We start from the raw sequence: 15,258 nt of genomic DNA, 5'->3' as shown, positions 1-15,258 counted from the left end.
AGTGTTCAGAGCTTTGCACCGCCCCGTCAAGGGGCGTACCCCCTAAGGGTAATTGGCCAAAGGCTTGTCCAGGCCTACAGTCCAGCCCAGGTCCAGCGGCCGCGCGACCGGTTTTCCCCTCACAACCAATAACAATCAGAGGAAAAACGCCATGAGCTCCAGCGAAGAGCCCGCAAGCGCGCTCAAGCAGCGCCTGGGTGTGTTCGACGTGGTCGCCATCACCGTTTCCGCGGTGACCCCGGCCAGCTCCGTGTTCGTCATTGCCCCGTTCGCCATCCAGCAGGCCGGCAGTGGTGCGTTTCTGTCGTTCATCATGGCCGGTGCGCTGGCGTTGATGTTCGCCTGGTGCTACGCCGAACTGGGGCGCGCCCACAGCTCCGCCGGCGGCGAGTATGTGTACGCCAAGCGCGTGTTCGGCGGGCTGGCGGGCTATGCCACCTTCCTCACCGTGCTGGCCTCGATGCTGTTCATCCCGCCGGTGCTCGCAGGTGGCGCCGCCACCTACCTGAACAATGCCTTGGGCACGCGTTTCGATACCCAGACCGTGGCCTTGGTGATCGTGGTGTCGAGCTACGCCCTGGGTATCCTCAATATCCGCCTGAATGCCTGGATCACCGGGGTGTTCCTGTTTTGCGAGGTCGCCGCGCTGCTGGTGATCGTGATCCTGGGGTTCGGCAATGCCAGCCAGCCGGCGACGAGCCTGTTGCAGCCGCAGATGCTCGAGCAAGGTGCGCTGACGGCGGCACCCTGGGCATTGGTGCTGGGCGCGGTGGGCATGGCGCTGTTCGCCTTCAATGGCTATGGTGGCGCGGTATTGCTGGCCGAGGACATGAAGGACCGTGGCCGCACCGTGCACCGGGCGGTGCTGTGGTCGCTGGCGGTGGTGGTGGCCATCGAGGTGATCCCGCTGGCCGCGCTGTTGATCGGGGCGCCGTCGCTGCAGGCGATGCTGGCCAGCGGCGATCCGATCGGCTACCTGCTGACCGCCCATGGCAACGAGACCCTGGCGCGGCTGGTCAGCGCGGGGATCTTCCTCTCGGTGTTCAACGCCATCGTGGCGATCGTCATCCAGGTCGGCCGGGTGGTGTACAGCAGCGGGCGCGACGCGATCTGGACGCCCACGCTCAACCGTGCCTTCACCCTGATCCATCCGCGCTGGGAGTCGCCGTGGCTGGCCACGCTGTTCCTCGCCGTGCCGTCGGCCTTGCTGAGCCTGTCCGGCAGCCTGGAGGAGCTGACCTCGTTCACCGTGCTGCTGTTGCTGCTGATCTACCTGGTGGTGGCCGCATGCGCCCTGTGTAGCCGGGTACTGCGCCGCGACCGCGAGCATCCGTACCGCATGCCGCTGTGGCCGTTGCCGGCGCTGCTGGCGGTCAGCGGTGCCGGCTGGCTGCTGGTGACCCTGCTGCGCGAGGCGTCCCTGCGCGACCTGTTGATCATCCTCGGGCTGCTGGCCGTGTCGGTGACGCTGTACAGCACCCACGGCCGGCTCAGCCCGACCTTCCAGAAATTGTGAGTATCCAAGGAGTACACATGCGTGCGCGTCAACTGGGCATCACCCTCGGCCACGGCACCCCGGGCCCGTTCAATGCCATCACCGACGTACCAGGGGTGCGGGTCGGCCACAGCACCCTGATCGACGAACAATGCGCGGCGCCGATCCGCACCGGGGTGACGCTGATCGAGCCCCGCGCAAGCGCGGCCCGCCAGCAACCCTGTTTCGCCGGCTGCCACGTGCTCAACGGCAACGGCGACGCCACGGGCCTGGAGTGGATCCGTGAGGCTGGCCTGCTGACCACGCCGATCGCCATCACCAACACCCATAGCGTCGGCGTGGTGCGCGATGCGCTGATCGCCGCCGAGCGCGAGCGCCTGCCGGACGAGGCGGTGTACTGGTGCATGCCGGTGGTCATGGAAACCTACGATGGCTTGCTCAATGACATCTGGGGCCAGCACGTGACCCCGGCGCAGGTGCGCCAGGCACAGGAGGCGGCCATCTCGGGGCCGGTGCAGGAAGGGCCGGTGGGTGGTGGCACGGGGATGATCTGCCACGAGTTCAAGGGCGGCATCGGCACTGCCTCGCGACGCCTGGAGGACGGGCAGGGCGGCTGGACTGTCGGTGTGCTGGTCCAGGCCAACCATGGCCAGCGGCGCGAGTTGCGGGTGGACGGTTACCCGGTGGGGCGTCAGCTGGGGCATTTGCCGTCACCTTTCGCCGAACCTGTGACCGGCACCCCGGGCATGGGCTCGATCGTGGTGGTGATCGCCACCGACGCGCCGCTGCTGCCACACCAGTGCCAGCGCCTGGCCCAGCGCGCGTCGATCGGCATCGCCCGCACCGGTGGCGGCACCGAGGACTCCAGCGGCGATATCTTCCTGGCGTTCTCCACCGGTAACCAGAATCTGCCGCCGGCGGACTATGCGCGCAAGGGGCTGGAACAATGCACCGAGTTGCGCATGCTCAACAACGACCATATTTCGGCGTTGTTCATGGCGGCGGCGGAAGCGGTGGAGGAGGCGATCGTCAATGCCTTGCTGGCGGGGCGCACGATGCAGGGCAAGGGAGGGGTGGTGGTGCCGGCGCTGGATGGGGATACCTTGCTGACGGCATTGCATGAAGCAGGTTGGAAACCTCGCGACTAGCGTAGTGGCCATCGCGGGGCAAGCCCGCGATGGCCTCGTCGACACTTACTGGCGAGCGCCTGCCAGGGCGCTGCTGGTGCTGCGCGAAACGCGCAAGGCCACCAGGCTACCGACCACGATCAACCCGGCCAGCGCATACAGCGCCGCATCGGTCGAGCCGGTCTGGTCCTTGATGAAGCCCACCAGGTAGGGGCTGAGGAAGCCGGCCATCTGTCCCACCGAGTTGATGATCGCCAGGCCCGCCACGGCGGTGCCGGCGGTGAGCAGCGCGGTCGGCATCGGCCAGAACATCGGCAGGCCGGTCAGCGCGCCCATGGTGGCGATGGACAGGCCGAGGATGGCGATGGTCGGGTGGGCGGCGAAGTTCACCGCGATCAGCAGGCCCAGCGCCCCCATCAGCATCGGTACCACGAGGTGCCAGCGGCGTTCGTTGCGCAGGTCCGCCGAGCGGCCGACGACAATCATGAATACACCGGCCAGCAGGTACGGGATGGCGCTGAGCCAGCCGATCAGCAGGGGGCTGTCGAAGCCCATGTTCTTGATGATCGACGGCAGCCAGAAGTTGATGGCATAGACACCGCTCTGGATACAGAAGTAGACGAAACCGAAGGTCCAGATCAGCGGGTTGCCCAGCACCGACAGCACGCTGTCGCCGCGGGTGGCCGGCTTGCCGGCGGCGTCGGCTTTCAGGTCCGCCTCGATCAGTTGGCGTTCGGCCGGGCTCAGCCAGCGGGCGCTCTGGTAGCCGTCGCTGAGCAGCACGATGGCCAACGCGCCCAGCACGACGGTGGGCAAGCCCTGAATCAGGAACATCCACTGCCAGCCGGCCAGGCCGTGCTGGCCCGCGGCGAAGTGGTCGAGGATCCAGCCGGAGAACGGCCCGCCCAGCAGCCCGGACACCGGGATCGCCGACATGAACAAGGCCATGATGCGGCCACGACGGTCCGCCGGGAACCAGCGCGAGAGGTACAGCACAACGCCGGGGAAGAAGCCCGCTTCGGCGGCGCCGGTCAACAGGCGCAGGGTGTAGAACTCGGTGGGGGTGGTGACGAACATCAGGCAGGTGGACAGGCTGCCCCAGGCGATCATCATCAGCGCGATCCAGCGCCGCGGCCCGAAGCGGTTGAGCGCCAGGTTGCTGGGCAGGCCGCAGAGCACGTAGCCGATGAAGAAGATGCCGGCGCCGAGGCCGTACACGGTTTCGCTGAATTTCAGTGCGTCGAGCATCTGCAGCTTGGCGAAGCCGACGTTGACGCGGTCGAGGTAGTTGAACAGGTAGCAGATGAAAATGAACGGGATCAGCCGCAGGGTGATGCGCCGGTAGAGCGCGTTGCGGGTGATCTCGTTGCCTTGGTCAGGGGCGGGGCTGTGTGCCATGATCGGGTTCTCTGTTGTTATGGTTGTCACCGCGTCGCCTGTGCCGGCGCTCGCCTGGAAAAGTCTCGGGCAGTGTAGCGCGGCTGTCTTTGTGCTTTTGCACAGCGTCAGGTGTTGGCTGCTGTGCCGCCGACCAAAGCCTAGGCTCTGTACGAAATGTATCTGCACTCGCCCATACTGCGTTGAAACGGGGCTCGGAATGCTCATGTACTCCAGTACACTGCGCTTCCTCCCCCCGTTTCGCCTTGTCTGGCCTTCGCGCAGACACATTTCGTACAGACCCTAGGTGAGGACTGTTACATGTTTGAGCTGGACCACGACCTGGCCCAGGACATCGTCGACCGGGCGATGGCCATCCTGCCGTGCAACGTCAACGTGATGGACAGCCAGGGGCTGATCCTGGGCAGTGGCGAGGCCGAGCGTATCAACACCCGCCACGAAGGCGCGCAGCTGGTGCTGGCCAACGGGCGCATCGTCGAGCTGGACGTCGAAGCAGCCAAGTGCCTCAAGGGCGTGCAACCCGGCGTCAACCTGCCATTAATGCTCGATGGCCGGTTGATCGGCGTGCTCGGCCTCACCGGCGATCCTCAGCAACTGCGCACCTACGCCGAGCTGGTGCGCATGACCGCCGAGATGCTCCTGGCCCAGCGTCACCTGCAGGTAGAGCAGCAGTGGCGCCGCCAGCGCTGCGACGACCTGCTGGCGCTGTTGCTGGGCGGCAGCGGCGACTCGCCGCGGCTGGTCGATGAAGCCCGGCAGTTGGGGCTCAAACCGAACCTGCCACGCATTGCCTGCCTGTTCGAGTTGCGTGGCGGCCCGCCTGCCGAGGCGCTTTCGGCCTGGCTGATGAGCCGCTACCCCGACAGCTGGTGTGTCAGCCCTGCGCGGCAGTCGCTGCTATGGTGCCGGCCAGCTGGCGTGCCGGTGGACGAGCCGCGCCTGCTCGAGCGACTGCAACGCCATGGTTGGGACGTCGAGCGCCTGGCCTTGGGCAGCCCGGCGCAGAGCCTGGAGCAACTGCGCCGCAGTTATCGGCGGGTGCGCGACCTGCTGGCCTACGGTCGTGAGGTGCTGCCCGACGAGCGCCTGCTGAGCCTGGCCCGCTACCGCCTGCCGGCGCTGCTGTGGCGGCATCGCAACGACGATGCACTGGACGAGCTGCTCGAACCCTTGCAGCGCATTCGCGCCAAGGATGCCAGCGGGCAGTTGCTGCTTACCCTGCGCGCCTGGTGCGCCCATGACGGGCAGAGCCAGGCCTGCGCCGAGGCGCTGGGGATCCACCGCAACAGTTTGCGCTACCGGCTGGAGCGCATTGCCGAGGTGGGGGAGGTGGACCCGTTGCGCATGGAGGGGATGCTGAGCTTGTACCTGGGGTTGCAGTTGTTGCCGGTGGACTGACGGCTGGCAAAGGCATTCGCCCAAACAACCGCCCCTGGGTTTTGTGCATCCGACCGAGGCCAGTGCACCGCGCACCTGTCAGCATGCGCGGAACAGGACAGGAGAATCCCCATGAAAATCGTCATCGCCCCCGATTCGTTCAAGGACAGCCTCGACGCCGCCGGTGTCGCCCGCGCCATCGCCAGCGGCCTGGTCGAGGTGTGGCCGGCCTGCGAGCGCATCGAATGCCCGATGGCCGATGGCGGTGAAGGCACCATGGAGGCGATCGTCGCCGCCAGTCAGGGCGAGCTGCGCCGCCAGGTGGTGCGCGGCCCGTTGAGCGAGCCTGTCGAGGCCGCCTGGGGCTGGCTGGCCGAGAGCCGCACGGCGGTGATCGAGATGGCCCAGGCCAGTGGCATCCAGTTGGTGCCCAACGGGCGGCGCGATGCGTGTCGCAGCAGCACCTGGGGCACCGGCGAACTGATCGCCGCGGCGCTGGCGGCCGGCGCCTCGCGCATTGTCCTGGCCATCGGCGGCAGCGCTACCAACGACGGTGGCAGCGGCATGTTGCGCGCGTTGGGTCTGCGCCTGCTGGACGCCCAGGGCGAGCCGCTGGCCGAGGGCGGGCTGGCCCTGGCGCAGCTGGCGCGCATCGACGCCAGCGGCCTGGACCCACGCCTGGCGCAGGTGCGGGTGGACGTTGCCGCCGATGTCGATAATCCGCTGTGCGGCGCCAATGGCGCCTCGGCGATCTTCGGCCCGCAGAAGGGTGCCAACCCCGAGCAGGTGCAGGCCCTGGACCAGGCCCTGGCGCACTTCGCCGATCATTGCGCGGGTGTACTGGGCAAGGATGTGCGTGACGAGCCTGGCAGTGGTGCGGCCGGAGGGATGGGGTTTGCGGCCAAGGCGTTCATGGGTGCGCAGTTCCGCCCGGGAGTCGAGGTGGTCGCCGAGCTGGCCGGGCTCGATGCCCTGGTGCAGGGCGCGGATCTGGTGATTACCGGCGAAGGGCGCTTCGACGCCCAGACCCTGCGCGGCAAGACGCCCCTTGGTGTGGCGCGGGTAGCTAAGCGCCACGGCGTGCCGGTGGTGGTGCTGGCGGGCACGCTTGGTGCGGGCTACGAGCAACTGTACGAGCAGGGCATCGATGCGGCCTTCGCCCTGGCCAGCGGGCCGATGAGTCTGGAGCAGGCCTGTGCCGAGGCGGGGGCGTTGCTCAAGGCGCGGGCCGCGGATGTGGCGCGGTTGTGGCAGGTGGCGCGCCAAGGCTGACGACTTTCCAAGACAACCAGGCTCCATGAGGCTGACCCGGCCCCTGTGGACGCAACTGTCTCGTGATGCTTGCAAGGGCCTCATCGCTGGCAAGCCAGCTCCCACAGGGGCGGTGCTTGCCCGTCAAACCGGTGCCATCCATCTCGATGCGCCGCCTCAGGCGGCGCTCCTTACATGAATACGCAATAGCCCGACTCCACACAGCAAAACGCTGGCGCCTTCACCCCCTCCCGATGAATATTTATTTAGCCTCCTAATCAAAGCTTTGACATTCACTGCCTAAGCAGTAATATTTTCACACAATTACCCGAGCAGGCCGCCGATGTCCCATTTCACCCCGGAAAACTTCCAGACCTGCGCCATCGGCATGCTGCTCGGCCGCGCCGCGCTGCTCAAGGACCGCATCCTCGACTGGCACCTCGAAGCCGACGGTGTCACGGCCGCCCAGTTCAAGGTGCTGATCATCGTCACCCAGTACCAGGTCGATACCCCGGCCGAACTGTGCCGCTACCTGGGCCTGGACAGCGGTTCGATGACCCGCATGCTCGACCGCCTCGAGCAGAAGGGCCTGATCCTGCGCAACCGCTGCCCCGACGACCGCCGCCAGGTGCGCCTGGCCCTGACCGCCGACGGCCAGCGCCTGGCCGACCGCCTGCCCCAGGTCGGCGCGGCGGCAATGAACGAACTGGTCGGCGTACTGCAGCCCGAGGAGCTCAAGACCCTCGAGCAACTGCTCGCCAAAGTCCTGCTCAGCGCTGGCGACCCCCTGACGATCCGCCGTTTCGGCGACCGTTGATCCCAGTCACGCATTTTCCAAGGTATTGTCATGGCCACTCCCGTTGACACCTCCACCCCGGCCGCTGAGCCTGACAACTCGGGCAAGCGCAAGGCCTGGCTGTTCGCTTTGTTGTTGATCCTGATCCTCGCCGGTGCCGGCACCTGGGCCTGGTACAGCCTGGTCGGGCGCTGGCACGAAAGCACCGATGATGCCTATGTCAATGGCAACGTCGTGGAAATCACCCCGCTGGTCACTGGCACCGTCACCAGCATCGGCGCCGACGACGGCGACCTTGTGCATGCCGGTCAGGTGCTGCTGCGCTTCGACCCGGCCGACAGCGAAGTTGCCCTGCAAGCCGCCGAGGCCAAGCTGGCGCGCACCGTGCGCCAGGTACGCGGGCTGTACAGCAATGTCGATTCGCTCAAGGCGCAACTGCAGACCCGCCAGGCCGAGCTGCAGAAGGCCCAGCAGGACTACAACCGACGCAAGGTGCTGGCCGACAGCGGTGCCATCGCCGCCGAGGAAGTCGCCCACTCCCGCGACGACCTGACCGTGGCCCAGGCCGCCGTCAACAGTGCCCGCCAGCAACTCAACACCAGCTCCGCGCTGGTCGATGACACGGTGGTCTCGTCGCACCCGGAAGTGATGGCCGCCGCCGCCGACCTGCGCCAGGCCTACCTGGACCATGCCCGCACCACGCTGGTGGCGCCGGTCACCGGCTATGTCGCCAAGCGCACCGTGCAACTGGGCCAGCGCCTGCAGCCGGGCACCGCGACCATGGCGGTGATCCCCCTGGACGAGGTGTGGGTCGACGCCAACTTCAAGGAAACCCAGCTGCGCGACATGCGCATCGGCCAGCCGGTGGAAATCACCGCCGACCTGTACGGCAGCGAAGTGACCTACTCCGGTACCGTCGACAGCCTCGGCGCCGGCACCGGCAGCGCCTTCGCCCTGTTGCCGGCGCAGAACGCCACCGGCAACTGGATCAAGATCGTCCAGCGGGTACCGGTGCGCATCCATCTGGCTCCTGAGCAGCTGAAAAGCCACCCGCTGCGCATCGGCCTGTCTACCGTCGCCGAAGTCGACCTGCACGACCAGAGTGGTCCGGCCCTGGCCCAGCAACCGCCGCAGCAGGCCAGCTATACCACCGAGGTGTACGACCGCCAGTTGGTCGAGGCCGATGACCTGATCGCCCGGCTGATCCACGAGAACAGCGCCACCGGCAAGACGGCCCAGCGATGAGCCAGGCGGCCCCCGCGCAGTTCACCCCGCCGAGCCTGCTGCTGACCACGATCGGGCTGTCCCTGGCGACGTTCATGCAGGTGCTCGACACCACCATCGCCAACGTGGCGTTGCCGACCATTTCCGGCAACCTCGGGGTGAGCTCGGAGCAGGGCACCTGGGTGATCACCTCGTTCGCGGTGAGTAACGCCATTGCCCTGCCACTGACCGGCTGGCTGAGCCGGCGCTTCGGCGAAGTGAAGCTGTTCATCTGGGCCACGCTGCTGTTCGTGCTGGCGTCGTTCCTCTGCGGTATCGCCCAGTCGATGCCCGAGCTGGTGTTCTTCCGGGTGCTCCAGGGCGTAGTGGCCGGCCCGCTGTACCCGATGACCCAGACCCTGCTGATTGCCGTGTACCCACCGGCGAAACGGGGGATGGCCCTGGCGTTGCTGGCGATGGTCACGGTGGTCGCGCCGATTGCCGGGCCGATCCTCGGCGGCTGGATCACCGACAGCTACAGCTGGCCGTGGATCTTCTTCATCAACGTGCCGATCGGCCTGTTCGCCGCCGCCGTGGTGCGCCAGCAGATGCGCACGCGCCCGGTGGTCACCAGCCGCCAGCCCATGGACTACATCGGCCTGCTGACCCTGATTGTCGGTGTCGGCGCCTTGCAGGTGGTGCTGGACAAGGGCAACGACCTGGACTGGTTCGAGTCGTCGTTCATCGTCATCGGCACGCTGATCTCGGTGGTGTTCCTGGCAGTGTTCGTCATCTGGGAACTGACCGACCGCCACCCGGTGGTCAACCTGCGCCTGTTCGTGCACCGCAACTTCCGCATCGGCACCCTGGTGCTGGTGGGCGGCTACGCGGGGTTCTTCGGCATCAACCTGATCCTGCCGCAATGGCTGCAGACCCAGATGGGCTACACCGCCACCTGGGCGGGCCTGGCGGTGGCGCCGATCGGCCTGTTGCCGGTGCTGATGTCGCCGTTCGTGGGCAAGTACGCGCACCGTTTCGACCTGCGCCTGCTGGCCGGTATCGCCTTCCTGGCGATCGGCACCAGTTGCTACATGCGCGCCGGCTTCACCAATGAGGTGGACTTCCTGCACATCGCCCTGGTGCAGTTGTTCATGGGCATCGGCGTGGCGCTGTTCTTCATGCCGACCTTGAGCATCCTGCTGTCGGACCTGCCGCCGCACCAGATCGCCGACGGTTCGGGGCTGGCGACGTTCCTGCGTACGCTGGGCGGCAGTTTCGCCGCGTCGCTGACCACCTGGATCTGGATCCGTCGGGCCGACCAGCATCATGCCTACCTCAGCGAGCACATCAGCACCTTCGAGCCGGCCACCCGCCAGACCCTGGAGCAACTGGGCGGGGCCAGCCCGCAGAACTACGCGAAGCTTGAGCAGATCCTCAACAGCCAGGCGTACATGATGTCGACGGTGGACTACTTCACCTTACTGACCTGGGTGTTCGCCGGGTTGATCCTGCTGGTGTGGCTGGCCAAGCCACCGTTTACGGCCAAGGCTGCGCCGGCGTCGGCAGGGCATTGAGTCCAAGCTGTGGAGAGATCCGATAAGCCTGCCGTTTTCAAATGATGGCATTTCCCCTAATCTTGTAGGTCTTTTCCGGACTACTTGGCAGGCTCATGGACAAGGTCATCGTCATCACCGGCGCCAGCCGGGGCATCGGCGCCGCCACCGCGTTGCTGGCGGCGCAACAGGGTTACCGCATCTGCATCAACTACCACGCCGATGACCAGGCTGCCGAGGCGATGCTGGCGCAGGTCCGCGCGCTGGGCGCAGAGGCCATCGCGGTGCGCGCCGACGCCAGCGTCGAGGACGAAGTGGTGCGCCTGTTCCAGTGCGTCGACCAGGAGCTCGGGCCGGTCACCGCGCTGGTCAACAACGCCGGCACCATCGGCCAGCAGAGCCGGGTCGAGGAGATGTCGGAGTTTCGCCTGCTCAAGGTGATGAAGACCAATGTGGTCGGGCCGATGCTGTGCGCCAAGCATGCCTTGCTGCGCATGGCCCGGCGCCATGGCGGGCAGGGCGGGGCGATCGTCAATGTATCGTCGGTGGCCGCGCGCCTGGGCTCGCCCAACGAGTACGTCGACTACGCCGCGTCCAAGGGCGCGCTGGATACCTTCACCCTCGGCCTGGCCAAGGAAGTGGCGGGCGAGGGCGTGCGCGTCAACGGCGTGCGCCCGGGGTACATCCACACCGGCTTCCATGCCCTGAGTGGCGATCCGGACCGGGTTGGCAAGCTTGAGCCCGGCCTGCCGATGGGCCGTGGCGGCAAGCCCGAGGAAGTGGCCGAGGCAATTATGTGGCTGCTGTCGGACAAGGCCTCCTATTCGACCGGCAGCTTCATCGACCTGGGCGGCGGGCGTTAGAAGCGCGCCTTAACCCTGCAGCATGCGCTCGATCCGCTCCGCCAGTTGCTGCAAGGAAAACGGCTTGGTCAGCACGCTCATGCCTTCCTCCAGAACGCCATCACGCAGTGCGGCCGTTTCGTCATAGCCGGTGACGAACAGTACTTTCAAACCTGGGTAGCGCAGGCGCAATGCGCTGGCCACCTGCCGGCCATTGAGGCCGGCAGGCAAGCCCACGTCGCTGATCAGCAGGTCTGGTGCGCTGCGCGCCTGGAGCCCCGCCAGCGCCTGAGGGCCGTTTTCGAACATCCATACCTCATGGCCGAGGTCCTCGAGTACTTCGGCAATGACCAGCCGTATGGCCATTTCGTCCTCGACCACCGCCACATGCCGTGCACGAGCCTGGGCACGCGGCAGGGCTACGGGAGCGACAATCGCTGGCTTGCGCTGCACCGCGCTGTGATGACGCGGCAGGAACAGGTGTACGCACGTGCCTTGCCCTGGTGTCGAGTCGATGTTCAGCTGCCCTCCGGATTGGCGCACGAAACCGAAGATCATCGAAAGCCCAAGGCCTGTCCCCTGGCCAAGTGGCTTGGTGGTGAAGAACGGGTCAATGGCCCGCGCCAGGGTTTGCTGGTCCATGCCACGCCCACTGTCGTGCACACTGATACGTACGTACTGCCCTGCCTTCAGATCCAGAGGGCTGGCGTGTAGTTCGTCGAACTGCACGTTGCAGCAGGTGATGCGGACCGTGCCACTGCCGCTGATGGCGTCGCGGGCATTGATGCAAAGGTTTAGCAGCGCGCTTTCCAGTTGCGGTGGATCGATGCGCACGTTCCAGAGGTCGTCGTCGTTCTGGCAATGCAGTTCGATATGTGGGCCGACACTGCGGGCAATCAGATCATGCATGCCGTCGACCAACGCGGCCACAGCCGTTGGCTCAGGCTGCAAGGTCTGCTGGCGGGAGAACGCCAGCAGCCGGTGAACCAGCGAGGCGGCCCGTTGCGCCGCGTCCCTGGCGTTGTCCAGCAGCGGGGGCAAGGTATCGTGACGTTGCTGATCAAGGCGCTGGCCGGCCAGTTCCAGTGCACCCAGTATGCCGCCGAGCAGGTTGTTGAAATCATGGGCCACACCGCCAGTAAGCTGGCCCACGGCTTCCATCTTCTGCGCTTGGCGCAACGCGTGTTCGGCGTGTGCCAGGCGCTGTTGCTCCTCGATCCGCTCGCTGATGTCGTAGGCGAACACATAAGCGCCAAGCGTCTGGTCATTGCTGTCACGCAAGGGGGCAAAGCGCATTTCATAATGGCGCCGTGCATCGCCTTCGCCGAACGCGTCGATTTCGATGAAGGTCTCCCCGGCCAGTGCCCTGTTCCACAACGCCAATGAACGTTGGCAATCGTCTGTGCGGGCTGCGAACTCTGCTTCAAGCGATGCACCGACTTCGGGCTGGAAACCGAAGATTCGCTGGAACTCGCCGCGGGTGGCGGCGTTGATGGCCAGCCAGCGCATCTGCCGGTCCACCACCTGCACGCAGGCGACACTGGCATCGATCAGATCGGCGAAAACCTTGCGCTCGGCCAGCGCCTGTCCAATGCGTTGTTCCAGTTGCGCATTGAGCGCCTGCAAGGCCGTTTCGGCGCGCTTGCGCGCCGTCACGTCGCGAAAGATAACCGCCACCTGATGGCGCTCGGCGGGTTCCACCCGAATTGCCGCCAGCCCCAGGCAGCGGTCGGTGGCATACAGTTCGTGCTCGAAGTAGATCGGCTCGCCGGTGTGCGCTACATGGCCGAAACGTTCCAGCCAGATCTCGGCCTCATCGGGAATGACGTCGCGCAGGGTTCGCCCCACTACATTGGGCAGGCCGGCATGGCGACAATAGGCGGGATTGGCCATCAGGTGCAGGTAGTCGACCCAGTGGCCGTTCGCGTCGGCAATGAACTCGATGATGCAGAAACCTTCCTCCATGGTCTCGAACAGGAACCGATAACGTTCGGCTTCCTGCACGCGCTCACGCAGTTGCTCAAGCTCCTGGGCCATGCGCAGGTTGTGCTGGCGTTCGATGCGCAGCGCCTGTCGAAGATCGTGCAACTCGTCAGGGCTCTCGCTGCGTGGGCTCACGGTCATCGATGGGACTCCTTGTCATTGATAGCAATTGCTCCACCTGTTCGACCAGCGCCTCGAGCGTAAAGGGTTTGGTCAGCACGCAGGTCCCGGGTGGCAGGGGACGTTCGTGCAACACGGCCTTTGCATCGTAACCGGTGATGAACAGCACCGGTACATCAGGCAGGCGCTGGCGAAACGCTTCGGCGACTTGTCGCCCATCAAGCCCACCGGGCAGGCCGATATCGGTGATCAACAGCTCGGGCTGGCCTGGCGCTTCCAGGGCTGCGGGGCCGCTTGCGTAGCTTTCGACACTGTGGCCGAGCTCTTCGAGCACTTCGGTGATTATCACGCGCAGCGGCACATGGTCCTCTACCAGGGTGATGCGCCGCCCAGGGGCGAGAGTACGGGCAGCAGGCTCGATCGCCGGCAAGGCCTGGTGTTCGCTCCCGGGTTGCCAGGGCAGATAAAGGCGTATGCATGTCCCTTCACCCTGCGTCGAGCAGATCTGCAGCTGGCCGCCGGACTGGCGGACGAAGCCGTAGGCCATGGACAGCCCCAGCCCTGTGTTACGGCCCGCCGGCTTGGTGGTGAAAAACGGCTCGACCGCACGTGCCGCGACCTCGACGGACATGCCCAGGCCATTGTCCTTGACGCCCAGGCACAGATAACGACCCGCTGGCAGATTCAACGTCTCGGCCGTGTCATCTGGAATTTCTACCTGGCGGCAATCGATATCGATGCGGCCGCCATTGGGCATGGCATCGCGGGCATTGATGCACAGGTTGAGCAGGGCGCTCTCCAACTGTGGCGGGTCGATAAAGGTCACCCCTTCGTCATGCTCGAAATGGCAGCTCACTTCAATCGCCGGCCCGACACTGCGGCTGATCAGGTCCTGCATGCCCTCGACCAGGGTACGGAGCCGGATCATCTGGGGCTGCAGGGTCTGTTGCCGGGAAAAAGCCAGCAGGCGCTGAACCAGCGTGGCGGCCCGCTGGGCTGAACTGCAGGCACTGTCGAGCAAGGCCGGGATATCAGCATGGCGTGCTTGCTGCATGCGTTGGCGCATCAGCTCCTGGGCGCCGAGTATCCCCGCCAGCAGGTTGTTGAAGTCATGGGCGATGCCGCCGGTAAGTTGACCGACTGCCTCCATCTTTTGCGCCTGGCGCAAGGCCTTTTCAGCCTCAAGCAGTTTTTGCTGTTCGTTGACCCGACGCGTGATGTCGTAGACGAACAGGTAAGCGCCGACTATTGCCCCGGCGGCATTGCGCAGGGGGGTGAAATGCGACTCGAAGTGGCGAATGCGGTCGTTTTTACCGTAGGCAATTACTTCGGTAAAGCTTTCACCGGACAATGCCCTGCGCCAGAGCGCCATGGAACCTTCAAGCTCGACGGGGAAATTCGCAAGGCACTCGATCAGGCTATCGCCTGGCTGGAGCCTGTGGCTGAACAGATACTCGAAATCCTTGACCGCGCGTTTGTTTACCGCAAGGAATGTCATCGAGGTGTCCACCACCTGAACCCGCGCGACGCTGTTCTCCACCAATTCGGCGAGCAAGCCGCGCTCAGCCAGGGCAGCGGCCACCCGTTGTTCGAGTTGCTCGTTGAGTTGTTGCAAGGCAGCTTCGGCGCGGTATCGCTCGGTGACATCCTTGAACAGTACCGCCACCTGCCGTCGCTCGACCGGCTCGATGCGGAAGGTGGTTACCGACAGCACACGCCCTGTCGCCACCAGCTCCTGTTCGAATTGCAAGGGTTTCCCGGTGCGCAGTACCTCGCCATAGCGGGCGATCCAGTCATCGGCCTCATCCGGCACCATTTCCCGCAGCTTCTGCCCGGTCACGTCGGCGATGCCGGCGTGGCGCGCATAGGCCGAGTTCGCCAGCACATGCACGTAATCGCTGAGTGGGCCGTGGGGGCCATCGAAGAACTCGATGACACAGAAGCCCTCGTCCATCGTATCGAAGAGAAAGCGGAACAGGCCCTGGTCAGCCTGTTGATGGTGGGCCCATTGTGCTTCCAGCTGGGCATTGCGCTGGCGAAGGTCTTCGACCTGTCGACGAAGGGTCTGCAGTTCGCGCGAGGGCATGCGGGCTTCCAGTGAAGTGGGAGGGCA

At 65.7% G+C, this 15,258-nt stretch carries 11 protein-coding genes; 8 read left to right on the top strand and 3 right to left on the bottom strand.

Translation table 11 applies throughout. From position 1 onward, the window contains the following. Positions 1 to 151: 151 nt before the first annotated feature. Positions 152 to 1,516, top strand: coding sequence for an APC family permease (locus ACODS9_RS08950; RefSeq protein WP_489093735.1), 1,365 nt, complete (start codon positions 152 to 154; stop codon positions 1,514 to 1,516). 17 nt (positions 1,517 to 1,533) lie between these two features. After that, positions 1,534 to 2,643, top strand: a complete 1,110-nt coding sequence (locus tag ACODS9_RS08945) for a DmpA family aminopeptidase (protein ID WP_489093734.1) — start codon at positions 1,534 to 1,536, stop codon at positions 2,641 to 2,643. 45 nt (positions 2,644 to 2,688) lie between these two features. Here ACODS9_RS08945 and ACODS9_RS08940 read toward each other — a convergent pair whose 3' ends face one another. Beyond that, entirely contained in the window at positions 2,689 to 4,020 is a 1,332-nt protein-coding gene (locus ACODS9_RS08940; RefSeq protein WP_489093733.1) for an MFS transporter, read from the bottom strand. A gap of 300 nt (positions 4,021 to 4,320) precedes the next feature. Between ACODS9_RS08940 and ACODS9_RS08935 the strand changes: the two genes are divergently transcribed. The 6 genes from ACODS9_RS08935 to ACODS9_RS08910 all read left to right on the top strand — a co-directional run bounded on the left by ACODS9_RS08935 (position 4,321) and on the right by ACODS9_RS08910 (position 11,063). Then, positions 4,321 to 5,418: a sugar diacid recognition domain-containing protein gene (locus ACODS9_RS08935; RefSeq protein WP_489093732.1), complete on the top strand. Its 1,098-nt coding sequence runs from the start codon at positions 4,321 to 4,323 to the stop codon at positions 5,416 to 5,418. A gap of 111 nt (positions 5,419 to 5,529) precedes the next feature. After that, positions 5,530 to 6,669, top strand: a complete 1,140-nt coding sequence (locus ACODS9_RS08930; protein WP_489093731.1) for a glycerate kinase — start codon at positions 5,530 to 5,532, stop codon at positions 6,667 to 6,669. A gap of 322 nt (positions 6,670 to 6,991) precedes the next feature. Then, complete coding sequence (locus ACODS9_RS08925) at positions 6,992 to 7,465, top strand: MarR family winged helix-turn-helix transcriptional regulator (protein WP_038706300.1); 474 nt, start codon at positions 6,992 to 6,994, stop codon at positions 7,463 to 7,465. 30 nt (positions 7,466 to 7,495) lie between these two features. Beyond that, a complete protein-coding gene (locus ACODS9_RS08920) occupies positions 7,496 to 8,689 on the top strand; it encodes an EmrA/EmrK family multidrug efflux transporter periplasmic adaptor subunit (protein WP_489093730.1) in 1,194 nt (397 codons plus the stop codon). After that, entirely contained in the window at positions 8,686 to 10,221 is a 1,536-nt protein-coding gene (locus tag ACODS9_RS08915; RefSeq protein WP_046855272.1) for a DHA2 family efflux MFS transporter permease subunit, read from the top strand. The genes ACODS9_RS08920 and ACODS9_RS08915 overlap by 4 nt, the downstream gene beginning before the upstream one ends. A gap of 95 nt (positions 10,222 to 10,316) precedes the next feature. Beyond that, positions 10,317 to 11,063 (top strand): SDR family oxidoreductase, encoded by a 747-nt coding sequence (locus ACODS9_RS08910; RefSeq protein WP_401110367.1) that lies wholly within the window; start codon positions 10,317 to 10,319, stop codon positions 11,061 to 11,063. Positions 11,064 to 11,072: 9 nt separating this feature from the next. Here the strand turns inward: ACODS9_RS08910 and ACODS9_RS08905 are convergent, their stop codons facing one another. After that, positions 11,073 to 13,166, bottom strand: a complete 2,094-nt coding sequence (locus ACODS9_RS08905) for a PAS domain-containing protein (RefSeq protein ID WP_489093729.1) — start codon at positions 13,164 to 13,166, stop codon at positions 11,073 to 11,075. Continuing rightward, positions 13,135 to 15,231, bottom strand: coding sequence for a hybrid sensor histidine kinase/response regulator (locus ACODS9_RS08900; RefSeq protein WP_489093728.1), 2,097 nt, complete (start codon positions 15,229 to 15,231; stop codon positions 13,135 to 13,137). The genes ACODS9_RS08905 and ACODS9_RS08900 overlap by 32 nt, the downstream gene beginning before the upstream one ends. Between the last annotated feature and the right edge of the window lie 27 nt (positions 15,232 to 15,258).

The sequence above is a fragment of the Pseudomonas sp. FG36 genome (genome assembly GCF_057809275.1).
The sequence above is the reverse complement of the archived record's forward strand: the minus strand, read 5'-3'. Positions and strand labels throughout refer to the sequence as shown.